We start from the raw sequence: 23,783 nt of genomic DNA, 5'->3' as shown, positions 1-23,783 counted from the left end.
GGTGCCCCCGCCCGACGACGCGCAGGGCGCCTCCTGGTGGAACTCGCAGCTCCAGCGCTGGGAATGGGGCCCCCGCCCGGCCCCGGACCACCAGCCCCCGCCCACCCCGCCGGCCCCCCCGACCGCGCCCGGTACGCCGGAGGCTGCCGGAGAGCCGGGCTTTCGGGGTGAGCCGGCGTCCTTCGGGGCGCCGGTCGCGCCGGTGGACCCGGCCGCGCCCGGGGCGCCGGGGTGGTGGGAGGGGCCCGTCGGGGCCGTGCCGCCGTTGCCCCCGGGGCCGGCCGGGTACGGGGCGTGGGACGCGCAGCCGCCCCCGCCCCCGTACCCGTACGCGCACCCCCCGGAGGGGAACGGCGCCCGGCCGTGGCGGATTCCGCTGCTGGTGGGCGTCGCGGCGGCGGTCGTGGCCGGCTCCGCCGTGGCGGCGTGGATGCTGCTGGGCGCCGAGGACGCGCCCCCGGCGGCCGCCCGCCCGCCCGCCGCGCCGACCTCCTCGCAGGAGCCGACCGGCCCGCGCCCGGAACCCGGCACGCCCAGCGCCACCGCGTCGCCGAGCCCGTCGCCCGGGACCGGGAACGGCTACACCATGGTGAGCGACGGCAGCGGCGGCTTCTCCGTGGCCGTCCCCGACGGCTGGCAGCCCAGCCGGGACGAGACCGGCAGCGGGTCCTTCTACCGCCCGCCCGGCGACCGCAGCGCCCTGCTCCAGATCTTCCGGGTCGGCGAGGACTCCGGCACGGGTTCCTGCGAACTGCTGCGGCTGTCCTCGCAGCGCCTGGACGACGGCACGCCCGCCTACCGGCAGGTTTCCCTGGGTCCGGTCGCGGGCGGGGCGTGCGAGCTGGTCTACGAGTACGACAGCGCCGAGTCGCACGGCCGCCGCCAGGGCGTGGAACGGATCGTCAGCACGCCCGACGGAGGCCGGTGGGCCCTGCTCGCGGCCGGTCCGGCCGCCGACGCGGCGACGACGCGCGCCCACCTGACGGCGGCGCTGGACTCCTTCCGGCCGCGCTGAGCGGCACCGCGGCAGGGGCTCCGGCGCCCCGCCGGGGTCAGGCGTTCTTGTACATGCCCGGCGTGTAGTGGCCCGGGACCAGGCGGGTGGTCACGGCGATCCGGTTCCAGACGTTGATCGTCGTGATCACGGCGATCAGCTGGGCCAGTTCCTCGTCCCCGAAGTGGGCGGCGGCCTTCGCGTACACCTCGTCGGGCACGAAGCCGTCGGTCAGGACGGTGACGGCCTCGGTCAGCTCGATCGCCGCGAGCTCCTTCTCCGTGTAGAAGTGCCGCGACTCCTCCCAGGCGCTGAGCTGCACGATCCGCTCGACGCTCTCGCCCTGCGCGAGGGCGTCCTTGGTGTGCATGTCCAGACAGAACGCGCAGTGGTTGACCTGCGAGGCGCGGATCTTGACCAGCTCGACCAGGGCCGGGTCCAGGCCCTTGACCGCGGCGGCCTCCATGGCGACGACGGCCTTGTAGAACTGCGGGGACAGCTTCGCCAGTTGCAGGCGGGGGGAGTGCTCGGCGGCGAGTGCGGTGGTCTTCGTGTCGTTGGTCATGGGTCCACCGTACGAAGGACGCGGCCCGCCGATATGGTCCATATCCATGACGGGATCTTGGGCCACTTTCGGGACCGACCTGCACCTGGACGTCTCCGCCGCCGTGCGCGGCGGCCGCGGGCTGCGGGCCGCGCTGACGGAGGCGCTGCGCGAGGCGGCACGCGGCGGGCGGCTGGCGCCGGGGACCCGGCTGCCGTCGTCCCGGTCCTTCGCCGCCGACCTCGGGATCGCCCGGAACACGGTCGCCGAGGCGTACGGGGAACTCGTCGCGGAGGGCTGGCTGACCGCCCGTCAGGGCTCCGGGACCCGGGTCGCCGAGCGGGCCCGGCCGCGCCGGGCGCCGGGCGCGGCGCCGGTGCACCGGCCCGCCCGGCGGGGCCCCTCGTACAGCCTGGTCCCCGGCTCCCCGGACCTCGGCTCCTTCCCGCGCACCGCCTGGCTGGCGGCGGCCCGGCGGGCGGTCACCGACGCCCCCAACGACGCGTTCGGCTACACCACCGACCTGCGCGGCCGGGTGGAGCTGCGCGAGGCCCTCGCCGGCTATCTGGCGCGGGCCCGGGGGGTGTACGCCGATCCGGACCGGATCGTGCTGTGCGGCGGGTTCGCGCACGGGCTGACCCTGCTCGGGCGGATGCTGCGGGCGCGCCGGGTGCGGGAGGTGGCGGTCGAGGGGTACAGCCTGGACATCCACCGAGGCCTGCTGACCGCCGAGGGGCTGCGGACCCGGCCGCTGTGGGTGGACGGGGACGGGGCCCGCACCCCCGACCTGTCCGGCCTCGGCCCCCGTACGGGCGCGGTGCTGCTGACCCCCGCGCACCAGTTCCCGACCGGCGCGGCCCTGACCCCCGAGCGGCGGGCGGCGGCGGTGGACTGGGCGCGGACCACGGGCGGCCTGATCATCGAGGACGACTACGACGGGGAGTTCCGCTACGACCGGCAGACCGTCGGCGCGCTCCAGGGGCTCGACCCGGACCGGGTGGTGTACATCGGCACCGCGAGCAAGTCCCTGGCGCCCGGGCTGCGGATGGGCTGGCTGGTGGTGCCGCCGGACCTGCTGGAGGAGGTCCTCGCCGTACGGGCGTGGGCCGTCGGGACCTCCAGCGCGCTGGACCAGCTGACGCTGGCGCAGTTCCTCACCTCCGGGGCCTACGACCGCCACGTGCGCGGCATGCGGCTGCGCTACCGGCGCCGCCGGGACGAGCTGGTCGCGGCGGTGGCGGGGAAGGTGCCCGTCTCCGGCATCGCGGCCGGGCTGCACGCGGTGCTGGACCTGCCGCCGGGTACGGAGCGGGCCCTCGTACGGGCCGCCGCCTGGCAGGACCTGGCGCTGGAGGGCCTGGTGCGCTACCACCACCCGGACTCGGCGATGCCGCCCCGCGAGGCCCTGGTGGTCGGCTACGGCACCCCCTCCGACAGCGCCTGGACCCCCACCCTGGAAGCCCTCCTCGCGACCCTCCCCTGAGACCCGGGCCGGGCTCCGCCGGCCGCCTCCGCCGGCCGCCTACGCCTCCGGTTCGCCGAAGCGGGAGAGGGCCAGCGCCCCCGCGACGGCTACCGCGAAGCCGAGGACCGCCAGCCAGGCGAGGCCCTCGCGGGTGCGGTCGCCGAGCCAGACCACGCCCACCACCGCCGGGCCGATCGTCTCGCCCAGGACCAGCCCGGCCGTCGCGGCGGTGACCGAGCCGCGCTGGAGGGCCGAGGTCAGCAGCAGGAAGGCGGCGGCCCCGCCCAGCAGCAGCGCGTACAGGGCCGGGTTGCGCAGTTCCTGCGAGGTCAGGGAGTCGATGAGCCGTACGGCCACCTCCACCACCCCGAAGCCCGTTCCCGCCGCGAGCCCGAGCACCAGCGGCCGCGAGCGGTCCGGCAGCCGCCCCGCCACCGCACCCACCAGCAGCACCAGCCCCGCCACCGCCAGCAGCCCCAGTTCCAGGGCGAGCGACCCCGTCCCGGTGCCCTCCTCACCGGAGGCCAGCCCGAGCATCACCAGCCCCGCGCACACCACCCCCACCGCGCCCCACTCCAGCCGCGAGAGCCGTACCCGCAGCAGCCGCGCCGCGACCACCGCCGTCACCGCGAGGCTGGCGGCCAGCGCCGCGCCCACCGCGTAGATCGGGACGTGCCGCAGGGCGATGATCTGGAGCACGAAGCCGACCGCGTCCAGCCCCAGTCCGGCCAGGTACCGCCACTGCCGCAGCGCCCGCAGGAACAGGGCGGCGTCGACCCCCGAGCCGGTGCCCGGCTCCGCCGCCCGCGCCGCCATGGCCTGCAAGACCGACGCCGTACCGAAGCAGACGGCCGCACCCAGCGCGCAAAGCATCCCAATCAACACGAACCGACTGTAGGCCCCCGGCGGGCCGCCCACCCGTGACAAGGGTGTGACGACGGCCGGATTCCATCCCCCCGCGCCCGGCCCTAGTCTGTCGGCCATGGACAGCAGTACGACCGGTACGACCACCAGCACCCCCGCCACCCGGCGCCGCATGCGTTCCGGTGCGGTCGCCCTCGGCGGCATGGGCCTGCTCGCCGCCACCCTCGTGGCGTGCGGCAGCAGCGACGAGCCGGACAAGCGCTGCGCCTCGCGCTCCTCCCTGGACCACCTGAACATGAAGGACTGCAAGAGCGGCGGCCACGGCTCCTACTACTACGGGGGCTCCGTCCGCAACGGCAAGGTGAGCGGCGGCAGCTTCGACAAGTCCGCGGTCACCCGCGGCGGCATCGGCGGCAGCAGCCACTCCGGCACCTCCGGCGGCTGAGCGCGGGCATGCGGCGGCACACCATCGAACCCCGCCCCGACTGGCAGAAGACCGTCGAGGAGCAGGGGCTGATCTATCCCCTCACCCGCTACCCGGACGACTCCCTGCGCCCGTACTGGGACGAGAGCGCGTACTACTCCTTCACCCTCCCGGAGGTCGAGGCGCTGGAGGGGGTGGTCGAGGAGTTGCACGCCATGTGCCTGGCCGCGGCGGCCCACATCGTGGAGCACGACCGCTTCGCCGACCTCGGCATCACCGATCCGAAGCTGGCCGCGGTGATCGCCGAGTCCTGGCGCCGGCGCGCCGAACAGCCGTCCCTCTACGGCCGTTTCGACCTGTGCTACGACGGCGACGGCCCGGCCAAGCTGCTGGAGTACAACGCCGACACCCCCACCTCCCTGGTGGAGGCGGCGAGCCCGCAGTGGTTCTGGATGGAGGACCGTTTCCCCGGCGCCGACCAGTGGAACTCCCTGCACGAGCGGCTCGTCGACGCCTGGCGCCGGCAGGCGGAACTGCTGCCCCCCGGCCCGCTGCACTTCGCGCACTCCGAGACGGACGAGCTCGGCGAGGACCTGATGACGGTGGCCTACCTCCAGGAGACCGCCGAACAGGCCGGCCTGGAGACGCACGCCCTGTCCGTCGAGCAGATCGGCTGGGACAGCCTCTCGGGCCGGTTCGTGGACGACAGGCTCCGCTTCATCCGCGGCTGCTTCAAGCTCTACCCCTGGGAGTGGCTGGCCGAGGATGCCTTCGGCCCGCAGGTCCTCGGTACGTACGACCACGGCGGCGGCTCCGGCAGCACCGCGTGGATCGAGCCGGTGTGGAAGATGCTGCTGGCCAACAAGGCGCTGCTGGCGATCCTGTGGGAGCTCTTCCCGGAGCACCCGAACCTGCTGCCCGCCTACCTCGACGGCCCGCGCGAACTCGGCGCACCGGGCTCCCGCGGTTACGCGGCCAAGCCGCTGCTGGGCCGCGAGGGCGCCGGGGTCACCCTGCACGGGCCGGGCGGGGGCGAGGGGCCGTTCGTGCCGGCCGAGGGGGAGACGTACGTCTTCCAGGAGCTCGCCCCGCTGCCCGACTTCGACGGCAACCGCGTCGTCCTCGGCGCGTGGGTGGTCGAGGAGGAGGCGGCGGGGCTGGGCATCAGGGAATCGGCGGGGCCGGTCACGGACGAGTACGCCCGCTTCCTGCCCCACGTCATCCTCTGACCCGGGTCAGCCGGCCCGTGCCGAGCCGGCTGACCCGAGCCGGTCGGTCCGGGGCCGGCCGGTGCTCAGCCGGCCAGTACCGACCGCAGCCGGTCCAGGCCCCAGTCCAGGTCCTCCTTGCTGATCACCAGCGGCGGGGCGATCCGGATCGTCGACCCGTGGGTGTCCTTCACCAGGACCCCGGCCTCCATCAGCCTCTCGGAGATCTGCCGGCCGGTGCCGCGGGACGGGTCGATGTCGACGCCCGCCCACAGCCCGCGCCCGCGCACGGCGGTCACCGCCCCGCCGCCGACCATCAGGTTCAGCTCCCGGTGCAGGTGGTCGCCCAGCTCGGTGGCGCGCTGCTGGTACTCGCCCGAGCGCAGCATCGCGATCACCTCCAGCGCGACGGCGCAGGCCAGCGGGTTGCCGCCGAAGGTGGAGCCGTGCTCGCCCGGCCGGAACACCCCGAGCACGTCCCGGTCGGCGACCACCGCGGAGACCGGGACGACGCCGCCGCCCAGCGCCTTGCCCAGCACGTACACGTCGGGGACGACCCCCTCGTGCTCGCAGGCGAAGGTGGCGCCGGTGCGGCCCAGGCCCGACTGGATCTCGTCCGCGATGAACAGGACGTTCCGCTCGCGCGTCAGTTCCCGTACGCCGGCCAGGTATCCGGCGGGCGGCACCAGCACCCCCGCCTCGCCCTGGATGGGCTCCAGCAGCACGGCCACGGTGTTCTCGGTGACGGCGCGGGAGAGCGCGGTGAGGTCTCCGTACGGGACGATCTCGAAGCCGGGCGTGTAGGGCCCGAAGTGGCCGCGCGCTTCGGGGTCCGTGGAGAAGGACACGATGGTGGTGGTGCGGCCGTGGAAGTTGTCGGCGGCGACGACGATCTTGGCGTGGCCGTCCGGCACCCCCTTGACCTCGTACCCCCACTTGCGGGCCGTCTTCACGGCCGTCTCGACGGCCTCCGCCCCCGTGTTCATGGGCAGCACCATCTCCTTGCCGCACAGCTCGGCGAGCTGCGTACAGAAGTCGGCGAAGCGGTCGTGGTGGAAGGCGCGGGAGGTGAGGGTGACGCGTTCCAGCTGCTCGCGGGCGGCGTCGATCAGACGGCGGTTGCCGTGGCCGAAGTTCAGGGCCGAGTATCCGGCGAGCATGTCCAGGTAGCGGCGGCCCTCCACGTCGGTCATCCACGCGCCCTCCGCCGAACTCACGACGACGGGCAGGGGGTGGTAGTTGTGCGCGCTGTGCTCGTCGGCTGCGCGGATGGCATCAGCAGTTCTCGACACGGGGTCTCCGATCGTCCGTCTGGCCGGTGACGTGGGTGGCGTCCTTTCTATCGTCGCTCGGATCCCGGACGGAGAAACCTTCTTCCCGGCGCGCCAGCTAGGGTGTCCGGTACGCACGGCGACTGGCGCACGGAGAACGGACTCCGGGGGAGCCGTGCGCGCACAACCGCACACAGGGCCGCTCGCCTGGGCCTCGCGGGGACGAGAGACGACATCGACCCCGGAGGAACCGCCATGAGCGAGAACCACCGTCACCCCGCACTGCTCGCCACCGATCCCGAGCTGGCGTCCTTCGTCGCCGCCGAGGAGGGCCTCCAGGCGCGGACGCTGCGGCTGATCCCCAGTGAGAACTACGTGTCCGCCGCCGTGCTGGAGGCCTCCGGCACGGTCCTCCAGAACAAGTACAGCGAGGGTTACCCGGGCCGCCGCTACTACGAGGGCCAGCAGAACATCGACCGGGTCGAGGCCCTGGCCGTCGAGCGGGCCAAGGGCCTGTTCGGGGTGGACCACGCGAACGTCCAGCCGTACTCCGGCTCCCCGGCCAACCTGGCGGTCTACCTGGCCTTCGCGAAGCCCGGCGACACGGTGATGGGCATGGCCCTGCCGATGGGCGGGCACCTCACCCACGGCTGGGGGGTCTCCGCGACGGGCTCCTGGTTCCGCGGCGTCCAGTACGGCGTCCGCGCCGAAGACGGCCGGATCGACTACGACGCGGTGCGCGAGCTGGCCCTGGCCGAACGCCCGAAGATCATCTTCTGTGGCGGCACGGCCCTGCCGCGGACCATCGACTTCGCCGCCTTCGCCTCGATCGCCGAGGAGGCCGGCTCGGTCCTCGTCGCGGACGTGGCCCACATCGCGGGCCTGATCGCGGGCGGCGCGCACCCGTCCCCGGTGGGGCACGTGGACGTGGTCTCCACGACCACCCACAAGACCCTGCGCGGGCCGCGCGGCGCGATGCTGATGTGCCGGGAGGAGCACGCGAAGGCCATCGACAAGGCGGTCTTCCCCGGTCTCCAGGGCGGTCCCCACAACCAGACGACCGCCGGCATCGCGGTCGCCCTGCACGAGGCGGCGCAGCCGGCGTTCACGGCGTACGCCCACGCGGTCGTCGCCAACGCCAAGGCGCTGGCCGAGGCGCTGCTGGAGCGGGGCTTCGACCTCGTGTCGGGCGGTACGGACAACCACCTGATCCTCATGGACCTCACCTCGCGGGGCGTGGCGGGCAAGGTCGCGGCCAAGGCCCTGGACCGGGCGGGGATCGTCGTGAACTACAACACGGTGCCGTTCGACCCGCGCAAGCCCTTCGACCCCTCGGGCATCCGGATCGGCACCCCCTCGCTCACCTCCCGCGGGCTCGGTGTCGCGCACATGCCGGCCGTCGCGGAGTGGATCTCCCGCTCGGTGGACGCGGCCGCGAAGGGCGACGAGAGCGCCCTGGCCGCGGTCCGCGCCGAGGTCGCCGCCCTGATGGCCGCCTTCCCGGCGCCCGGACTCCCGCTGTAGGCCCTCCTCGCGGCCCGGCCCCCGGGAATCGGTCGCTCGGCCGGGGCAAGATCCGGCCGCCCCGCTACCGCCCGGTACCCGTACGGGGGCCGGGCGGTGGCGGCGGCGAGCACCGCGGTTCCGGCCAGCGGAGGGCACGGGCCCGCCCCCGCACCTGAGAGAATGGGGCCATGGCTTCTGATCGTCCTCGCGCGCTCTCCGGCATCCAGCCCACCTCCGGTTCGTTCCACCTCGGGAACTACCTCGGAGCCATCCGTCAGTACGTCGCCCTACAGGAGACGCACGACGCGTTCTACATGGTGGTCGACCTGCACGCGATCACCATGCCGCAGGATCCCAAGGACCTGCGCGCGAACACCCGCCTCTCGGCGGCGCAGCTCCTCGCGGCCGGCCTGGACCCCGAGCGCTGCACGCTCTTCATCCAGAGCCACGTCCCGGAGCACGCCCAGCTCGGCTGGGTCATGAACTGCATCACCGGCTTCGGCGAGGCCAGCCGGATGACCCAGTTCAAGGACAAGTCCGCGAAGTCCGGCGCCAACAACGCCACCGTCGGCCTGTTCACGTACCCGATCCTCCAGGTCGCCGACATCCTCCTGTACCAGGCGGACGCCGTCCCGGTCGGCGAGGACCAGCGCCAGCACATCGAGCTGACCCGCGACCTGGCCGAGCGCTTCAACCAGCGCTTCGGCCAGACCTTCACGCTGCCCGCCGCGCACATCGTCAAGGAGGTCGCGAAGATCTACGACCTCCAGGACCCGGCGATCAAGATGTCGAAGTCCGCGTCCTCGCCCAAGGGCCTGATCAACCTCCTCGACGAGCCCAAGGTCACCGAGAAGAAGATCAAGAGCGCGGTCACCGACACCGAGGCGGAGGTCCGCTTCGACGCCGTGAACAAGCCCGGCGTCAGCAACCTGCTCACGATCTACTCCACCCTCACGGGCGAGAGCGTCCCCGCCCTGGAGGCGAAGTACGAGGGCAAGGGCTACGGCGCGCTCAAGACCGACCTGGCCGGCGTGATGGTCGACTTCGTCACACCCTTCAAGCAGCGGACCCAGGAGTACCTGGACGACCCGGAGACCCTGGACTCCTTGCTGGCCAAGGGCGCCGAGAAGGCCCGGGCGGTCGCCGCCGAGACCCTGGCGCAGGCCTACGACCACCTCGGCTTCCTGCCCGCCAAGCACTGACGGACCGAGGCCCCTGGCGGCGGAGGGGGTGCTGGCGCCACACTGAGGCGGCAGCACCCGTACACACATGGAGGAGAGACACGTGGGGACCGTAACGCTCGGCGTTTCGATCGCGGTCCCGGAGCCGTACGGCAGCCAGCTCCAGGGGCTGCGCGCCGGCTTCGGGGACGTGGCCGCGCACGGCATCCCCACGCACGTCACCCTCGTACCGCCCACCGAGGTGGAGGCGGACCGGCTGCCCGGGATCCGCGCCCACCTGGCCGAGGTCGCCGGGGCCTTCCGCTCCTTCCCGATGCGGCTGGAGGGGACGGGAACCTTCCGGCCCGTCTCGCCGGTCGTCTTCGTCCGGCTCGTCGAGGGCGCCCCGGACTGCACCCGCCTCCAGGGGCGGGTCCGCGATCCCGAGGGGCCGCTCGTGCGCGAGCTGGCGTTCCCGTACCACCCGCACGTCACGGTCGCCCACGGGATCTCCGAGGAGGCGATGGACCGGGCCTACGCCGAGCTCGCGGACTACGCCGCCGACTGGCTGTGCGAGGGCTTCGCGCTCTACGAGCAGGGCTCCGACGGCGTCTGGCGCAAGCTCCGCGAGTACCCCTTCGGCAGCGGCACGACCACCGTCCCCGCACAGTCGCCGCCCGCCGCCGACACGGCCGCGGGCACGGCGGGCCGCCGCTCCTGACGCAGCGGCCGCAGGGCCCGGACGGCACGGAAGCGGAGCCCGCGCAGGACCAGGGCGTGGAACGGGCGGGCCGTCGGGCGCGTATCGGAAAAAGTCACAAACGACGACCGTAGTCCCAGCAACCGGTAATCCCGGCTATTTCGGGCGGCTCATTTACGGTGACTTCCATGGACTGGCTGACGAAACTCCCCGTGATCGGCCCGCTGGTGTCGGGGGCGATGCGGACCCACGCGTACCGCTCCTACGAGCGCCTCGAACGGGTGCACTGGGCCCGGCTCGCCGCGGCCATCACCTTCATCAGCTTCCTCGCGCTCTTCCCGCTGTTCACCGTCGCCATCGCCGTCGGCGCGGCCCTGCTCAGCCCCGATCAGCTCAGCCGCCTCCAGCAGAACCTCGCCGAGCAGGTCCCCGGCATCTCCGACCAGCTCGACCTCGAAGGGCTCGCCGCCAACGCCGGGACCATCGGCCTCGTCGCGGGCGCCCTGCTGCTCTTCACCGGCATCGGCTGGGTCGGATCGATGCGGGACTGCCTGCGCGCGGTCTGGGACAAGGACGACGAGGACCAGGGCAACCCCGTCGTCCGCAAGGGCAAGGACGCCCTGGTCCTGCTGGGCCTCGGCGGCGCGGGCCTCGCCTCGGCGGCCGCGTCGATCCTCGGCTCCAGCGCGGTCGGCAAGTTCGGCGACCTCCTCGGCGTCCCCCGGGACGGGGCGGGCGGGGCACTGCTGCGCGCGGGCGCCTTCCTCGTCGGCGTGATCGCCGCCTTCCTGCTGCTGCTGTACGTCCTGACGCTGCTGCCCGGCGTCGAACCGCCCCGCGGGCGCCTGATCCAGGCCGCGCTGATCGGGGCGGCCGGGTTCGAGCTCCTCAAGCTGCTGCTCAGCGGCTATATGCGGGGGGTCGCGGGCAAGAGCATGTACGGGGCCTTCGGCGTGCCGATCGCCCTGCTGCTGTGGATCAACTTCACGGCGAAGCTGCTGCTGTTCTGCGCCGCCTGGACGGCGACCCGCGACGACGGGAAGGACGCGGTGGCGCGGCGGGCGGAGACGGACGGCGACGGCGGCGGAGCGGACGACGGCGGCGGCGGCGACGCCCCGCGGGACCCGGCCCCGGCCCCGGCCCCGGCCCCGGCACCCGCCCCGGCCCCGGCCCCGGCACCCGCCCCGGGCCCGGCCCCGGGGGCTGCCCCCGGGCCGGGCCCGGTCCGGCCCCGCTAGCCGAAGGGCCCTAGCTCCGCTGGCCGCGCCGGCCGCGCGGCCAGCGGCGGTTGACCACGAACGCCCCGCCCGCCAGGACGGCCAGCGCCCCGCCCGCGATCCCGACCGCCGTGCCGATGCCGCTGCTGCCGGAGTCGTCCCCGCTCGCCGAGGCGGCGTTCTCGTGCGACTGCGCGGGCGAGCCGAGGGAGGTCGTGTCGGCGCTCTTCGGCGGCACCAGCTCACCCACCGGCTTCACCTTCCCGGCCGCCGCGAAGCCCCAGTCGAAGAGCTCGGCGGTCTCCTCGTACACGGAGTTGACCCCTCCGGTGTCCGGGTTCATGACGGTGACCAGCAGTTTCTTGTCACCGCGCTGGGCGGCGCCGGTGAAGGTGGAGCCGGCCATGGTGGTGTTGCCGTTCTTCACCCCCGCGATGCCCTTGTACGGGCTCAGGCCGCCCGCGCCCGTCATCAGCCGGTTGGTGTTCTGGATCTCGAAGTACTCGCGCGGCTTCCCGGCCTCCTGGCGGCCGGGGAACTTCGCCTCCGCCGTGCCGCAGTACTCGCGGAAGTCCTGCTTCTGCAGGCCGGAGCGGGCGATGAGGGTGAGGTCGTAGGCGCTCGACACCTGTTCGGGGGCGTCGTAGCCGTCCGGGGAGATCACGTGGGTGTCCAGGGCCTGGAGCTCCTCGGCGTGCGCCTGCATGTCCCGGACGGTCTTGTCGATGCCGCCGTTCATGGCCGAAAGCACGTGCACGGCGTCGTTCCCGGAGCGCAGGAACACCCCCAGCCACAGGTCGTGGACGGAGTACTCCATGTCCTCCTTGACCCCCACGAGGCTGCTGCCCGCGCCGACGCCGGACATCTCCTGTTCGGAGACCCGGTGCACCTGGTCCTTGGGCAGGGTCGGCAGCACGGTGTCCGCGAAGAGCATCTTCATGGTGGAGGCGGGGGGCAGCCGCCAGTGGGCGTTGTGCGAGGCGAGCACCTCGCCCGTCTCCGCGTCCGCCACGATCCACGACCGGCCGGTGAGGTTCGCGGGCAGGGCCGGGGCGCCGGGCAGCAGGTTGACCTGGGTCCCCGGCTGGCCGAGCGAGGCCCCGCCGACCGTGGACATCGAGGCGGGCGGCGCGGGGGCGACGGGCGCCCTCGGCGGCCGCCCCTTCCCGTCCGCCGCGGGGGGTGGCGTCGGCGCGGCGTGCGCGGGCGACACGAGCACCGCTGGGACCAGCAGCGCGGCGGAAAGGACCGTCAGCGCGGTCTTTTTGGCAGACACGCAGGTGAACGTACATCCCGATGGGCTGTCCGCCCTCCCGGACCAGCCATCCGTGGAGAACCACCGCCGGTACGGCCCACCCCGGCGCGTCCGTCCTGGGGACGAATCCGATACTGGGGACATGAAACTCAGCCGCACCGCTTCCTGGTTCCTGCTCGCCTTCGGAGTCTGGAGCTGGTTCATCTGGGTGTCCTTCGTCCGGAACTTGTGGAAGAACGGCAGCGGCCTGTCCTTCGACACGGCCGGCGACCCCACTGCGTACTTCTGGGTCCACCTTCTCCTCGCGGTGGCTTCCTTTCTCCTGGGGACGGCCGTTGGGGTGATCGGGTTGCGCGGCGTGCGGGCTCTGCGGCGTGAAACACGATGACCGTGTTCGTGGTGGTGGCGGCGGTCCTCGCGGTACTGGCCCTGCTGGTGCTGGTCCACCGGTGGCTGTGGATCCGGCTGGTCCGTGACACGACCCGCGCGGGCGGTGCGGCCCGCCGCGCGGGTACGGTCCTGGCCTTCGCGCTGCCGCTGCTGGCGCTGGCGGCGCTGACCTCGGGGCGGGCCGGGGCCCCCTTCTGGGTGCAGCGGCTGGTGGCGTGGCCGGGGTTCATGTGGCTGGCGGTGCTGCTGTACCTGACGCTGGCGATGCTGGTGGCGGAGCCGGTCCGCCGCCTGTGGCTGCGCCGCCTCACGCGGAACGCCCCGGCCGCCGCGGCCCCGGCGGACCAGGCGGCTCCGGCTCCGGCCCCGGCGGACCAGGCGGCCCCGGTGGACGCCGCCCGCCCGGCCCCGCCGGGTCCGGCGACGCCCGCCCTCGCCGCTGCCCCGCAGCGGGCGGGCGCCGGCGACCCCGCCGCCGCGGCGCCGGACGGCGTCTCGCGGCGGGTGTTCGTCGCCCGGGCGGTCGGGGGCGCGGCCGTGGCCGCCGCGGCCGCCACCGTCGGGACGGGGACGTACGGAGTGCTCCGCGGGCCCCGCGTCAAGCGCGTACGGGTTCCCCTCGCCCGGCTGCCCCGCGCCGCGCACGGCTTCCGGATCGCCGTCGTCAGCGACGTCCACCTCGGTCCAATCCTCGGCCGCGCGCACACGCAGCGCATCGTGGACACCGTCAACCGCACGCAGCCCGACCTCATCGCCGTCGTCGGCGACCTCGTCGACGGCAGCGTCCACGACCTCGGCCCGGCCGCCGAGCCGCTGCGCCTGCTCCGCTCGCGCCTCGGCTCGTACTTCGTCACCGGCAACCACGAGTACTTCTCGGGGGCCCGGCAGTGGGTCGACCACGTCCGCGAGCTGGGCCTGACGCCGCTGGAGAACGCCCGCCGCGAGCTGCCCCACTTCGACCTCGCCGGGGTCAACGACGTCCAGGGGGAGAGCGAGGGCCAGGGACCCGACTTCCGGGCGGCCCTCGGCGACCGTGACCGCTCGCGGACCGCCGTGCTCCTCGCCCACCAGCCGGTGGTCATCCACGACGCGGTCCGGCACGGCGTGGACCTCCAGCTGTCGGGGCACACCCACGGCGGCCAGCTGTGGCCCGGCAACTACCTGGCCGAGCTCGCCAACCCCACCGTCGCGGGTCTGGAGCGCTACGGCGACACCCAGCTGTACGTGTCCCGGGGGGCGGGCGCCTGGGGTCCGCCCGTACGGGTCGGGGCCCCCTCCGACATCACGGTGGTCGAACTCGCCTCATACCAGGCCTGACCCGGTCCGAACCGGGCAACACGACCCTTCCCGTGGCTGTTTTTCCGTGATTGGGTGACCGATAGTCGGATACCTAGTTCGAATAGCGGGGTTCAGGGGATGCGGTCTGTCCGCTCTAAGATCATTGCGGCCGGTCTGGTTCTCGGTGTCGCCGGCGTCGGTGCCTGGCAGCTGCTGCCCGCCGGCGACGACGGGCGCGGCGCGGTCCGCGTCGGCACCACCGACGTCGTCTCCGCGCTCGACCCCGCCGGGGCCTACGACGCCGGCTCCTGGGCCCTGTTCAGCAACGTCTACCAGTCGCTGCTGACCATCAAGTCCGGCTCCGACACCCCCGTCCCGGACGCCGCCTCCTCCTGCAAGTTCATCGGGCAGAAGCTGACCACGTACCAGTGCGAGCTGCGCCCCGACCTGACCTTCCCCGGCGGCCGCCCGGTCACGGCGCAGGACGTGAAGTTCTCCTTCGACCGCATCAAGCAGATCAACTCCGACCAGGGGCCGGCCCCGCTCTTCACCACCCTGGAATCGGTCAAGGCCGACGGTCGCACCGTCACCTTCAACCTCTCCGCGCGCGACGCGACCTTCCCCTTCAAGATCGCGACGGGCGCCGCCTCGATCGTCGACAAGGACAGGTACCCGGCCAAGGCCCTGCGCACGGACGGCAAGGCCGACGGCACCGGCCCCTATCTGCTGGGCGCGTACAAGGCGGCCGGCTCCGCCGAGCTGAGGCCCAACCCCGCGTACCGGGGACAGGCCAAGCCGGCCCGCGCCCGGGTCACCGTCCGCTACTTCAAGGACTCGGCGCAGCTGGACCGGGCCTGGCGCGACCACCAGCTGGAGGTCGCGCACCGCGACATGCCGCCGGCCGTCCTCGCCGGCCTCAACCCGGGCCTGAAGGACGTCCGCTACCAGGCCTCCGGTGGTACGGAGACCCGGAGCGTCGTCTTCAACGTGCGCCCCGGATCGGCGGTCGAGAAGGCCGCCGTGCGCCAGGCGGCGGCCGCCGTGCTGGACCGCTCCAAGGTCGCCGGGGACGTCTACAAGGGCACGGTCACCCCGCTGTACTCGCTGGTCCCGGCGGGCATCGCGGCGCACAGCACGCCCTTCTTCGACACCTACCCCGCGCCCAGCGGCGCCACCGCCCGCAAGCTGCTCAGGGACGCCGGGATCAGCGCGCCCGTCACCTTCACGCTCGGCGTCAACGCGCGCGGCGTGAACCTCGCCGAGGCCGAGGAGATCAAGCGGCAGCTGGATGCGACCGGCCTGTTCCAGGTGAAGATCAAGGCGGTGGAAGCCTGGGAGGACTTCCAGAAGGCCTACGCGGCGGGCGAGTTCGACGCCTACACGATCGGCTGGATCGCCGACTTCCCGGACGCGGACAACTTCCTCGCGCCGCTGGTCGGGGCGGGCTCCAGCATGAACAACGGCTTCTCCGACAAGGCCGTCGACGAACTGATCACCCGCACCCAGGCGTTCTCGGAGCGGGCCGAGGCCGCCGCCGACTTCCGCGAGCTCCAGCGGCTGGTCTCGCAGCACGTCCCGATGCTGCCGATCTGGCAGAAGAAGGACTACGTGATGTCCCGCGACGCCGTCAGCGGCGCCCAGTACCTCTCCGACGGCACGGGCGTCTGGCGCCTGTGGGAGCTCAACTGGCTGTAGGCGCCGGCGCGGTGTCGCCGTGCGCGAGCAGGAGGGTGTGCAGCGCCCCGGCGAGCTGTGCGGAGGCGGCGCGGTCCAGCGGGGCCAGTAGCTCCGCGTAGTGCCGCAGGTGTTCCTCCATCACGCCGTCGCTCACCTCGCGGCCGCGTTCGGTCAGCCGGATCCGTACCGAGCGGCGGTCGGCTCCGTCGCGCACCCGCTCGACCAGGCCCTTGGCCTCCAGCCGGTCGATCCGGTTGGTGATGGCGCCCGAGGTCACCATGGCGGCCGGGATCAGGGCGCCCGCGGTCAGCGCGTACGGGGGGCCGGACCGGCGCAGGCTGGTGAGGACGTCGAACTCGCCCACCTCCAGGCCGTGTCCGGCCACGAAGGCCTTCAGCTGCTTGTCGATGATCCGGGTCATCCGCTGGATGCGGGCGAGCACCTCGACGGGCCACAGCGCTTCCGCGAGGTCGGGGCGTTCCGTTTCCCACTGGCCGATGAACATGGCCACCGTGTCCTTCTCCATGCCCGCAGATTACCTCAACGTTAAGACACTTGACGTTGAGGCAGTCGGCCTGATTTTATCTCAATGTTGAGATTGTCAATGTTGAGGCACAAGGGGAGTGGGCATCGATGACGGTCACCACGGCTACCACGGCCACCGCCACGGCCAGTACGAGCAAGGCCACCACCGGGGCGAAGACCCCCGACGGGGGAGCGGCGCCCGTCCCCGTTCTCTGGCTGGCCCTGCTGGCCACCCCGCTCGCCGCCGGGGCCAACGCCCCGGTGCTGATCCTCCCCGGCATGGCCCGTTCGCTGGGCGTCACCACCGACACCGCCACCTGGCTCCTGACCGCCTTCGGCTGGGCCACCGCCGTCGGTACCCCGCTGCTCGCCGGACTGCTGCGCCGCCGGGGCCTGCCCGCCCTGCTCAAGGTGTCCACCCTGCTCGTCCTGGGCGGCACCCTGCTGCTGGCCGCCGCCCCCTGGCTGCCGCTCGCGATGGCCGGCCGCTGCGCCCAGGCCGCCGGGGGCGCCGGGCTGGTGGCCGCCGCGATCGGCCTGGCCGGCTCCGCCCGCCGGATGGGCGTCATCAGCGCCGGATTCGGCATGCTCGGCGCCGCCGGACCGCTGCTCGGCCGGGCCCTCTCCGACGCCGTGTCCTGGCGGGCCGCCCTGGCCGTCTCCGCGCTCGCCCTGCTCGCCGTACCCGCGGTCGGCCGGCACGCCGGGGCGCAGCTCCCGCCTTCGCCGGGCCGCTTCGACGGCCGGGGCGCCGCCCTGCTGACCGCGTTCGCGACCGCCCTGGTCCTGCTGCCGGCCGCCCCGCTCGCCGCCCTCGCCGGGGCCCTCGTCGCCGTGGTCCCGCTCGCCCTGCACGTACGCCGCCGGCCCGACGGGTTCGTCCCCGCCGCGCTGCTGCGCCGGCCCGTCTTCGTCCTGTCGGCGCTCCTCGCGCTGGCCCTCTCGGCGTCCTACTTCACCCTGCTCTTCTCGGTGCCCCGGCTGCTCGCCGACCGCGCCGGCTGGGACACCGCCGCCGCGGGCACCGGCCAGCTGGTCGCGCTGCTCGCCGGGTCCGCGCTGAGCTGGCCGCTCGCCGCCGCCTCGGCCCGGATGGGCCGCACGGCCGTCCGTACGGTCCTCGTCGCCGTCGGGGCACTGGCCGCCCTCACCGGGATCTTCGCCACCTCGGGTCCGCTGCTGCTGGCGGCCACCGCCGCGGGGGTGTTCACCGCGAGCTCCGCCAACGCCGTCCTGTCCACCCACGCGGTGGGCGCCGCCGGGAACCCGGCCCACCGGCCCGCCGCCATCGGCCTGTTCACCCTCTGCTACCAGCTGGGGGGCGCCTTCGGACCCGCCGTCGCCGCCCTGCTGGTCCTGGGCGCACGCTGAGCCCTCACTCCTCCCCGGGGTGCGGGTCCGAGGCCCGCCGGCCGCGCGAGACCGCCGTCTGGGCCATGCCCGGCAGGAAGTCGGCGAACAGCTCGTGCACTTCCCGCACCAGCGGGCGCAGCACCCGGAACCGGGCCAGGACGATGCCGCGCGTCGTCAGCTGGGCACCGCGCTCCGCCAGCCGCCGGGTCTTCTCGCTGTCGGGGGAGCGGTCGAACACCCAGTACAGGACCAGGCCCATCTGCGAGAGCCACATCAGCTCCGGCAGTACGTCGGCCAGTTCGGCCGGCACCTTGGTCTTCGCGCCGGCCAGCACCTCGCGGTGGATGTCGATGGCCGCCTTGCGGGCCGGTTCCGATTCCGGCGAGAAGGGGCTGAGCGGGCTCTCCGGATCCGCCGCGTTCTTGAAGAACTGCGAGGCGAACTCGTGGTACGGGGCCGCAATGTCGAGCCAGGAGGTCAGGACGCCCGCGAGCCGCTTCTGGAGATCGGGCTCGTGGTCCAGGATCGGCCGGACCGCGGTCTGGTGCGCGGCGCCGATCCGGTCGTAGAAGCCCTGGACCAGGTGTTCCTTCGACTCGAAGTAGTAGTACGCGTTGCCGACCGAGACCCCCGCCTCCTTGGCGATGCCCCGCATGGTCGTCTTGTCGAACCCGCGCTCCTGGAAGAGCCGGAGCGCGGTTTCGAGGATGAGCGTGCGGGTCTGCTCGCTCTTGGGCGCCTTCTGATCTGTCACGGTGTCCGACCCTATCGGGGCGGGGCCCACCGCTCGGCACAGGCCGGTGCTCCCGGCTCCGCTTCTGCCCCGGCCGGCTAAGGGCGCGTCAGGGCTCCGGTGATCTCCAGGCCCTTGGCCGGCCCGTCGGGCACGGTGACCGGGGTCCCGTACGCGACGGCGGTCCTGGTGGCGTACTCGCCCCTCTCGGGGTCCGGCCCGCTGAAGACCGTCACCGTGCCCTGACCCTCGAAGTCGTCGATGACGACGTACACGGGGATCCCGGCCCGCGCGTACCAGCGGCGCTTGCGGATGTGGTCCCGGCGGTGGGCCTCGTGGCCCGGTGAAACGATCTCGGCGACGAGGGAGACGCGGGTGGCGTCCACCCCCAGTCCCTCCTCGTCGGGGATCTCGTCCAGGTCCTCAGGGGCGACGAACAGGTCGGGGATGCAGACCTTGCGGCCGTGGATGAGGTTGCCGTCCTGGTAGACCTCCACCCCGCTGTCCGTCAGCCGGGACTCAAGGGCCTTGCGCAGGCGGTGGACGAGGACGGTGTGACGGCGGCGGCCGGTGGGAGACACCTCGATGGACCCTTCGATGATCTCGGCCCGGTAGCCCTCCGGAAGGTCCATCGCCTTCCAGGCCTGCCAGAGGACCTCGTCGAGACCTGGGTCGCACGGCGCCTCGTGGGCGAGAGCGGACATGGAAAGCACCTCCTTCTCTCAGTGTGGGTGCGGACGGCGCTCCGGTTCAAGCGACGCCGGTGACGGTACCGCCGTCCGTGGGGCCGTTCGTCGGATGAAAGGTTCTTCCGCGCGCTCCTTCACCCCCCGGGGTGAGAAGACGACGAAGCCCCTCCGCCGGGACGTGGTCCTGGGGGAGGGGCTTCGGCCGGGCGCCGGGAAGGTCAGAAGCGGCGCGTGATCAGGGCGCGCTTGACTTCCTGGATGGCCTTGGTGACCTCGATGCCGCGCGGGCAGGCATCGGTGCAGTTGAAGGTCGTGCGGCAGCGCCACACGCCGTCCTTGTCGTTCAGGATCTCCAGGCGCTGCTCGCCCGCCTCGTCACGCGAGTCGAAGATGAAGCGGTGCGCGTTGACGATCGCCGCCGGGCCGAAGTACTGGCCGTCGTTCCAGAACACCGGGCACGAGGACGTGCACGCGGCGCACAGGATGCACTTGGTGGTGTCGTCGAAGCGCTCGCGGTCCTCGGCGGACTGCAGGCGCTCGCGCGTCGGCTCGTTGCCCTTGGTGACCAGGAAGGGCATGACGTCGCGGTAGGCCTGGAAGAAGGGCTCCATGTCGACGACGAGGTCCTTCATCACCGTGAGGCCCTTGATGGCCTCGACGGTGATCGGCTTCTCCGGGTTGATGTCCTTGATCAGCGTCTTGCAGGCGAGCCTGTTCTTGCCGTTGATCCGCATCGCGTCCGAGCCGCAGATGCCGTGCGCGCACGAGCGACGGAACGTCAGCGTGCCGTCGAGGTCCCACTTGATCTTGTGGAGACCGTCGAGCACGCGCTCCTTCGGGTCGATCTCGATCTGGAAGTCCTGCCACTGAGACTCGTCGGAGATCTCGGGGTTGAAGCGGCGGATCCGGAAGGTGACCGTGATGAACGGCGAGGCGGCGGCCGCCGCCTCCATCGCGTCCGTCTTGGAGAGGGTCGGGGTGGCCATCAGTACTTACGCTCCATCGGCTGGTAGCGGGTGACGACGACGGGCTTGTAGTCCAGGCGGACGGAGTCCTTGCCGTCGGCGCCGACCTCGCGGTACGCCATGGTGTGGCGCATGAAGTTGACGTCGTCGCGGTTCGGGTAGTCCTCGCGGTAGTGACCGCCGCGGGACTCCTTGCGCGCCAGCGCGGACACGGCCATGACCTCGGCCAGGTCGAGCAGGTTGCCCAGCTCGATGGCCTCCAGCAGGTCCGTGTTGAAGCGCTTGCCCTTGTCCTGGACGGACACGTTCTTGTAGCGCTCGCGCAGCTCCGCGATCTTCTCGACCGCGGTCTTGATGGTCTGCTCCGTACGGAACACCATCACGCACGCGTCCATCGTCTCCTGGAGCTCCAGACGCAGGTCGGCGACCCGCTCGCTGCCCGTGGAGTTGCGCAGGTGCTCGACGAGGTCGATGACCTGCTGCGCCGGGTTCTCCGGCAGCTCGACGTAGTCGTTGGCGTGCGCGTACGCGGCCGCCGCGATGCCCGAACGCTTGCCGAAGACGTTGATGTCCAGCAGCGAGTTGGTGCCCAGGCGGTTGGCGCCGTGCACCGACACGCACGCGACCTCGCCGGCCGCGTACAGGCCCGGGACGACGGTGGTGTTGTCCGCCAGGACCTCACCCTCGACGTTCGTCGGGATGCCGCCCATGGCGTAGTGCGCGGTGGGCTGGATCGGGATCGGGTCCGTGTACGGCTCGATGCCCAGGTAGGTGCGCGCGAACTCCGTGATGTCCGGGAGCTTGGCGTCGAGCTGCTCCGGCGGGAGGTGCGTCAGGTCCAGGTACACGTGGTCGCCGGCGGGACCGCAGCCGCGGCCCTCGCGGATCTCCGTGTAGATGGAGCGCGAGACGACGTCACGGGACGCGAGGTCCTTCATGACCGGCGCGTACTTCTCCATGAAGCGCTCGCCGTCCTTGTTGCGGAGGATGCCGCCCTCACCGCGGGCGCCCTCCGTCAGCAGGATGCCCATGCGCCAGATGCCCGTCGGGTGGAACTGGAAGAACTCCATGTCCTCCAGCGGCAGACCGCGGCGGTAGCAGGCCGCCTGGCCGTCACCCGTCAGGGTGTGCGCGTTGGAGGTCACCTTGAAGAACTTGCCCGTGCCGCCGGAGGCGTAGATGACGGACTTCGCCTGGAAGATGTGGATCTCACCGGTGGCGAGCTCGTACGCGACCACGCCGGCCGACTTCTTCACACCGTCGACCTCGACCAGCAGCTGGTCCAGGACGTAGAACTCGTTGAAGAACTCCACGCCCTCCTTGACGCAGTTCTGGTACAGCGTCTGGAGGATCATGTGGCCGGTGCGGTCCGCGGCGTAGCAGGACCGGCGGACCGGCGCCTCGCCGTGGTTGCGGGAGTGCCCGCCGAAGCGGCGCTGGTCGATGGTGCCGTCCGGGGTGCGGTTGAACGGCAGGCCCATCTTCTCGAGGTCGAGGACCGCGTCGATGGCCTCCTTCGCCAGGATCTCGGCGGCGTCCTGGTCGACCAGGTAGTCACCGCCCTTGACCGTGTCGAAGGTGTGCCACTCCCAGTTGTCGTCCTCGACGTTGGCCAGCGCGGCGGCCATGCCGCCCTGCGCGGCGCCCGTGTGGGAGCGGGTGGGGTACAGCTTCGTCAGCACGGCGGTGCGGCTGCGCTTCGTCGCCTCGATGGCGGCGCGCATGCCGGCGCCACCGGCGCCGACGATGACGGTGTCGTACTTGTGGATCTTCATGAGTCGATTCGCCTCAGCCCGTGCCTAGCGGATGTTCGGGTCGAAGGTGAAGATCACCAGCGTGCCCAGAAGGATGGTGAACACCGTGGCGGTGTAGAGCAGGCCCTTCAGCCACAGCCGCGTGTTGGCGCGCTCCGCGTAGTCGTTGATGACGGTACGCAGACCGTTCGCGCCGTGCAGCATGGCCAGCCACAGCATCAGCAGGTCCCAGACCTGCCAGAACGGGGACGCCCAGCGGCCGGCCACGAAGGCGAAGCCGACCTTGGAGACGCCGCCGTCCAGCACCAGCTGGATCAGCAGGTGGCCGATGACCAGGACGACCAGCACGATGCCCGAGAGGCGCATGAAGAGCCACGCGGCCATCTCGAAGTTGCCGCGGGTCGAGCGCGGGGTCTTGCCGGTGCGCTTGCGCGGGGCCTCGATGTACGGCGCCGGGTTGTCGACGTCGTAGAGCGAGACTCCCTCGACGTCACCGATCGCCCGGGCGGAAGAAGTGTCAGAAGACATGCGTGTCACTTCCCGAACAGAACGCGGTAGGCGTGCCCGAGGACGGGGTAGAGGGCCCCGACCATCAGGATGATCCAGACGACGACGACGGACCAGAGCATCTGCTTCTGGTAGCGCGGGCCCTTGGCCCAGAAGTCCACTGCGATGACGCGCAGACCGTTGAGCGCGTGGAAGAGGATGGCGGCCACGAGGCCGTACTCCAGCAGCGCGACGATCGGCGTCTTGTAGGTAGCCACGACATCGTCGTACGCCTCGGGTGAGACGCGGACGAGTGCGGTGTCGAGGACGTGTACGAACAGGAAGAAGAAGATGAGGACGCCGGTGACTCGATGAGCCACCCAGGACCACATTCCTTCCCGGCCGCGGTACAACGTTCCAGCCGGCACGGAAAACCCTCCGGAAGCGGGGCGGGGGCCAGCCGGCTTCTTTGTCGGTCGGGCCCGGCCGGGTACGGTCCTCCGGCCCCGGACATCGTAGCGACGCTTTGTCGGTTCCCTTGCGCCGGGTCCATCGGTGTGATCAAACAGGCACGGACGGACTATCCCACAGGGGCGAATAGCCCGAAATCGGCCTCAGACAGCCCATCGTCCGGGTCGGGGTGGTGCAGACCGGCCAGCCGGTCGAGCAGATGGGCCAGCCGGGAGCGGGCGACCAGGCGCAGCTCGTCCGCCGCGATCGAGCGCTCCTCGTCCACCTCGTGAGCCAGCCTGCGGCGGATCGCGGCCAGCAGCTGGTCCACCCGCTCCGCCGGCGGGTGCCCGTCCAGGCAGATCACGAAGGCGTGCCCGAAGGTGCGCTCGTACTGCGCCCGGGCCGCGTCGAGGGCGAGCAGCGCGGCGTACGGGGCCCCGTGCCCCAGTTCCGCCGAGGACTCCCGGGCGAGCGCGTCCGTCAGGTCGCCCTGGGACATGTCGTACGCGGCCTCGTCGGCCGCCGCCAGCAGGGACGCGGTGTCCGGGTACGGGCGGTGCGCGGCCACCCGGTGCGCCCACCGCAGGCTGCCGCAGCAGTGCGCGAGGGCCGTCCTGGCGGTGTCGAGGGGCAGGGAGTTCAAGCGCGCCAGCCCGCTCTCGGGGTCGGAGGCCGGGCCGCGGACCTGTGCCGGAAGGTGGCTGGACAGCGGAGTTCTCCTCGGGGCGTGGCGCGGGGTGTACGGCCACGCTAGCGAGCGCGGAGGGGGAGAGGCCCGCTCACGAGGTGATTTCACCCGGAAGTGAGCCGAAAGGATGACCCGGACAGGGGTGATCCGGCCGGATCGGGGCAAGGGAGGGGCCGGAAGGGGG

Annotated in this window: 24 protein-coding genes; 12 read left to right on the top strand and 12 right to left on the bottom strand. The window is 72.6% G+C overall.

Annotation, left to right across the window (positions count from 1 at the left end):
- Position 1: 1 nt before the first annotated feature.
- The gene (locus tag ACFYYT_RS10740) at positions 2 to 1,015 is read left to right on the top strand and encodes a hypothetical protein (protein ID WP_351815850.1); all 1,014 of its coding nucleotides are present in this window, start codon (positions 2 to 4) and stop codon (positions 1,013 to 1,015) included.
- 37 nt (positions 1,016 to 1,052) lie between these two features.
- Here the strand turns inward: ACFYYT_RS10740 and ACFYYT_RS10735 are convergent, their stop codons facing one another.
- Positions 1,053 to 1,559, bottom strand: coding sequence for a carboxymuconolactone decarboxylase family protein (locus ACFYYT_RS10735; protein ID WP_351815847.1), 507 nt, complete (start codon positions 1,557 to 1,559; stop codon positions 1,053 to 1,055).
- A 46-nt stretch (positions 1,560 to 1,605) separates the two neighbouring features.
- On the opposite strand from ACFYYT_RS10735, the gene ACFYYT_RS10730 reads away from it, so the two are divergent.
- A complete protein-coding gene (locus tag ACFYYT_RS10730) occupies positions 1,606 to 3,021 on the top strand; it encodes a PLP-dependent aminotransferase family protein (protein WP_351815844.1) in 1,416 nt (471 codons plus the stop codon).
- A 39-nt stretch (positions 3,022 to 3,060) separates the two neighbouring features.
- Here ACFYYT_RS10730 and ACFYYT_RS10725 read toward each other — a convergent pair whose 3' ends face one another.
- Complete coding sequence (locus ACFYYT_RS10725) at positions 3,061 to 3,876, bottom strand: DMT family transporter (protein ID WP_351816140.1); 816 nt, start codon at positions 3,874 to 3,876, stop codon at positions 3,061 to 3,063.
- A gap of 109 nt (positions 3,877 to 3,985) precedes the next feature.
- Here ACFYYT_RS10725 and ACFYYT_RS10720 point away from each other — a divergent pair, with 109 nt between their 5' ends.
- Both ACFYYT_RS10720 and ACFYYT_RS10715 read left to right on the top strand, forming a co-directional pair.
- The gene (locus ACFYYT_RS10720; protein ID WP_351815841.1) at positions 3,986 to 4,312 is read left to right on the top strand and encodes a hypothetical protein; all 327 of its coding nucleotides are present in this window, start codon (positions 3,986 to 3,988) and stop codon (positions 4,310 to 4,312) included.
- A gap of 8 nt (positions 4,313 to 4,320) precedes the next feature.
- Positions 4,321 to 5,520 (top strand): glutathionylspermidine synthase family protein, encoded by a 1,200-nt coding sequence (locus tag ACFYYT_RS10715; protein WP_351815838.1) that lies wholly within the window; start codon positions 4,321 to 4,323, stop codon positions 5,518 to 5,520.
- A 65-nt stretch (positions 5,521 to 5,585) separates the two neighbouring features.
- Here ACFYYT_RS10715 and rocD read toward each other — a convergent pair whose 3' ends face one another.
- A complete protein-coding gene (gene rocD / locus ACFYYT_RS10710; protein ID WP_351815836.1) occupies positions 5,586 to 6,791 on the bottom strand; it encodes an ornithine--oxo-acid transaminase in 1,206 nt (401 codons plus the stop codon).
- A gap of 234 nt (positions 6,792 to 7,025) precedes the next feature.
- Between rocD and glyA the strand changes: the two genes are divergently transcribed.
- The 4 genes from glyA to ACFYYT_RS10690 all read left to right on the top strand — a co-directional run bounded on the left by glyA (position 7,026) and on the right by ACFYYT_RS10690 (position 11,374).
- Complete coding sequence (gene glyA / locus ACFYYT_RS10705) at positions 7,026 to 8,294, top strand: serine hydroxymethyltransferase (RefSeq protein ID WP_351815834.1); 1,269 nt, start codon at positions 7,026 to 7,028, stop codon at positions 8,292 to 8,294.
- 170 nt (positions 8,295 to 8,464) lie between these two features.
- Complete coding sequence (gene trpS, locus ACFYYT_RS10700; protein WP_351815833.1) at positions 8,465 to 9,478, top strand: tryptophan--tRNA ligase; 1,014 nt, start codon at positions 8,465 to 8,467, stop codon at positions 9,476 to 9,478.
- Between the two features lie 82 nt (positions 9,479 to 9,560).
- Positions 9,561 to 10,157 carry a 2'-5' RNA ligase family protein gene (locus ACFYYT_RS10695; RefSeq protein ID WP_351815831.1) on the top strand — a complete coding sequence of 199 codons (597 nt, stop codon included), beginning with the start codon at positions 9,561 to 9,563 and terminating at the stop codon, positions 10,155 to 10,157.
- Between the two features lie 167 nt (positions 10,158 to 10,324).
- Complete coding sequence (locus ACFYYT_RS10690) at positions 10,325 to 11,374, top strand: YihY/virulence factor BrkB family protein (RefSeq protein WP_388607459.1); 1,050 nt, start codon at positions 10,325 to 10,327, stop codon at positions 11,372 to 11,374.
- Positions 11,375 to 11,384: 10 nt separating this feature from the next.
- On the opposite strand, the gene ACFYYT_RS10685 is transcribed toward ACFYYT_RS10690, so the two are convergent.
- The gene (locus ACFYYT_RS10685; RefSeq protein ID WP_351825430.1) at positions 11,385 to 12,629 is read right to left on the bottom strand and encodes a D-alanyl-D-alanine carboxypeptidase; all 1,245 of its coding nucleotides are present in this window, start codon (positions 12,627 to 12,629) and stop codon (positions 11,385 to 11,387) included.
- A gap of 121 nt (positions 12,630 to 12,750) precedes the next feature.
- On the opposite strand from ACFYYT_RS10685, the gene ACFYYT_RS10680 reads away from it, so the two are divergent.
- The 3 genes from ACFYYT_RS10680 (at position 12,751) to ACFYYT_RS10670 (ending at position 15,971) form a co-directional block, all read left to right on the top strand.
- Entirely contained in the window at positions 12,751 to 12,996 is a 246-nt protein-coding gene (locus ACFYYT_RS10680; protein ID WP_351825432.1) for an SCO4848 family membrane protein, read from the top strand.
- On the top strand, positions 12,993 to 14,315 hold the full coding sequence (locus tag ACFYYT_RS10675) for a metallophosphoesterase (protein WP_351825434.1): 1,323 nt from the start codon (positions 12,993 to 12,995) through the stop codon (positions 14,313 to 14,315). The genes ACFYYT_RS10680 and ACFYYT_RS10675 overlap by 4 nt, the downstream gene beginning before the upstream one ends.
- Before the next feature lie 99 nt (positions 14,316 to 14,414).
- On the top strand, positions 14,415 to 15,971 hold the full coding sequence (locus ACFYYT_RS10670; RefSeq protein WP_351825436.1) for an ABC transporter substrate-binding protein: 1,557 nt from the start codon (positions 14,415 to 14,417) through the stop codon (positions 15,969 to 15,971).
- On the opposite strand, the gene ACFYYT_RS10665 is transcribed toward ACFYYT_RS10670, so the two are convergent.
- The gene (locus ACFYYT_RS10665; RefSeq protein ID WP_351825438.1) at positions 15,958 to 16,479 is read right to left on the bottom strand and encodes a MarR family transcriptional regulator; all 522 of its coding nucleotides are present in this window, start codon (positions 16,477 to 16,479) and stop codon (positions 15,958 to 15,960) included. The two genes, ACFYYT_RS10670 and ACFYYT_RS10665, sit on opposite strands and share 14 nt — an antisense overlap.
- Before the next feature lie 107 nt (positions 16,480 to 16,586).
- Between ACFYYT_RS10665 and ACFYYT_RS10660 the strand changes: the two genes are divergently transcribed.
- Positions 16,587 to 17,849, top strand: coding sequence for an MFS transporter (locus tag ACFYYT_RS10660; protein ID WP_351825440.1), 1,263 nt, complete (start codon positions 16,587 to 16,589; stop codon positions 17,847 to 17,849).
- A gap of 4 nt (positions 17,850 to 17,853) precedes the next feature.
- On the opposite strand, the gene ACFYYT_RS10655 is transcribed toward ACFYYT_RS10660, so the two are convergent.
- The 7 genes from ACFYYT_RS10655 to ACFYYT_RS10625 form a co-directional block, all read right to left on the bottom strand.
- Positions 17,854 to 18,585 (bottom strand): TetR family transcriptional regulator, encoded by a 732-nt coding sequence (locus ACFYYT_RS10655; protein ID WP_351825442.1) that lies wholly within the window; start codon positions 18,583 to 18,585, stop codon positions 17,854 to 17,856.
- Between the two features lie 77 nt (positions 18,586 to 18,662).
- The gene (locus ACFYYT_RS10650) at positions 18,663 to 19,268 is read right to left on the bottom strand and encodes a Uma2 family endonuclease (protein WP_351825444.1); all 606 of its coding nucleotides are present in this window, start codon (positions 19,266 to 19,268) and stop codon (positions 18,663 to 18,665) included.
- A 203-nt stretch (positions 19,269 to 19,471) separates the two neighbouring features.
- On the bottom strand, positions 19,472 to 20,239 hold the full coding sequence (locus ACFYYT_RS10645; protein WP_150518208.1) for a succinate dehydrogenase iron-sulfur subunit: 768 nt from the start codon (positions 20,237 to 20,239) through the stop codon (positions 19,472 to 19,474).
- Positions 20,239 to 21,993 carry a succinate dehydrogenase flavoprotein subunit gene (gene sdhA / locus ACFYYT_RS10640; RefSeq protein ID WP_351825446.1) on the bottom strand — a complete coding sequence of 585 codons (1,755 nt, stop codon included), beginning with the start codon at positions 21,991 to 21,993 and terminating at the stop codon, positions 20,239 to 20,241. The genes ACFYYT_RS10645 and sdhA overlap by 1 nt, the downstream gene beginning before the upstream one ends.
- A 24-nt stretch (positions 21,994 to 22,017) precedes the next feature.
- Positions 22,018 to 22,500: a succinate dehydrogenase hydrophobic membrane anchor subunit gene (locus ACFYYT_RS10635; protein ID WP_351825448.1), complete on the bottom strand. Its 483-nt coding sequence runs from the start codon at positions 22,498 to 22,500 to the stop codon at positions 22,018 to 22,020.
- 5 nt (positions 22,501 to 22,505) lie between these two features.
- Positions 22,506 to 22,886 carry a succinate dehydrogenase, cytochrome b556 subunit gene (sdhC, locus tag ACFYYT_RS10630; protein WP_351825450.1) on the bottom strand — a complete coding sequence of 127 codons (381 nt, stop codon included), beginning with the start codon at positions 22,884 to 22,886 and terminating at the stop codon, positions 22,506 to 22,508.
- A gap of 152 nt (positions 22,887 to 23,038) precedes the next feature.
- On the bottom strand, positions 23,039 to 23,554 hold the full coding sequence (locus ACFYYT_RS10625; RefSeq protein WP_388607449.1) for a 2-oxo-4-hydroxy-4-carboxy-5-ureidoimidazoline decarboxylase: 516 nt from the start codon (positions 23,552 to 23,554) through the stop codon (positions 23,039 to 23,041).
- Positions 23,555 to 23,783 lie beyond the last annotated feature (229 nt).

It is taken from the genome of Streptomyces sp. NPDC002032, from assembly GCF_042890765.1.
Taxonomy (GTDB): Bacteria; Actinomycetota; Actinomycetes; order Streptomycetales; family Streptomycetaceae; genus Streptomyces.
The sequence above is the reverse complement of the archived record's forward strand: the minus strand, read 5'-3'. Positions and strand labels throughout refer to the sequence as shown.

Bases quoted from the DNA above. Each gene is read 5' to 3' on its own strand.
- ACFYYT_RS10670 (WP_351825436.1), top strand. From the start codon at position 14,415: ATGCGGTCTGTCCGCTCTAAGATCATTGCGGCCGGTCTGGTTCTCGGT.
- ACFYYT_RS10635 (WP_351825448.1), bottom strand. From the start codon at position 22,500: ATGTCTTCTGACACTTCTTCCGCCCGGGCGATCGGTGACGTCGAGGGA.
- ACFYYT_RS10665 (WP_351825438.1), bottom strand. From the start codon at position 16,479: ATGGAGAAGGACACGGTGGCCATGTTCATCGGCCAGTGGGAAACGGAA.
- ACFYYT_RS10715 (WP_351815838.1), top strand. From the start codon at position 4,321: ATGCGGCGGCACACCATCGAACCCCGCCCCGACTGGCAGAAGACCGTC.
- sdhA (WP_351825446.1), bottom strand. From the start codon at position 21,993: ATGAAGATCCACAAGTACGACACCGTCATCGTCGGCGCCGGTGGCGCC.
- glyA (WP_351815834.1), top strand. From the start codon at position 7,026: ATGAGCGAGAACCACCGTCACCCCGCACTGCTCGCCACCGATCCCGAG.
- trpS (WP_351815833.1), top strand. From the start codon at position 8,465: ATGGCTTCTGATCGTCCTCGCGCGCTCTCCGGCATCCAGCCCACCTCC.
- ACFYYT_RS10660 (WP_351825440.1), top strand. From the start codon at position 16,587: ATGACGGTCACCACGGCTACCACGGCCACCGCCACGGCCAGTACGAGC.
- ACFYYT_RS10645 (WP_150518208.1), bottom strand. From the start codon at position 20,239: ATGGCCACCCCGACCCTCTCCAAGACGGACGCGATGGAGGCGGCGGCC.
- ACFYYT_RS10730 (WP_351815844.1), top strand. From the start codon at position 1,606: ATGACGGGATCTTGGGCCACTTTCGGGACCGACCTGCACCTGGACGTC.
- ACFYYT_RS10680 (WP_351825432.1), top strand. From the start codon at position 12,751: ATGAAACTCAGCCGCACCGCTTCCTGGTTCCTGCTCGCCTTCGGAGTC.
- ACFYYT_RS10675 (WP_351825434.1), top strand. From the start codon at position 12,993: ATGACCGTGTTCGTGGTGGTGGCGGCGGTCCTCGCGGTACTGGCCCTG.
- ACFYYT_RS10690 (WP_388607459.1), top strand. From the start codon at position 10,325: ATGGACTGGCTGACGAAACTCCCCGTGATCGGCCCGCTGGTGTCGGGG.
- ACFYYT_RS10650 (WP_351825444.1), bottom strand. From the start codon at position 19,268: ATGTCCGCTCTCGCCCACGAGGCGCCGTGCGACCCAGGTCTCGACGAG.
- ACFYYT_RS10735 (WP_351815847.1), bottom strand. From the start codon at position 1,559: ATGACCAACGACACGAAGACCACCGCACTCGCCGCCGAGCACTCCCCC.
- ACFYYT_RS10725 (WP_351816140.1), bottom strand. From the start codon at position 3,876: ATGCTTTGCGCGCTGGGTGCGGCCGTCTGCTTCGGTACGGCGTCGGTC.
- ACFYYT_RS10720 (WP_351815841.1), top strand. From the start codon at position 3,986: ATGGACAGCAGTACGACCGGTACGACCACCAGCACCCCCGCCACCCGG.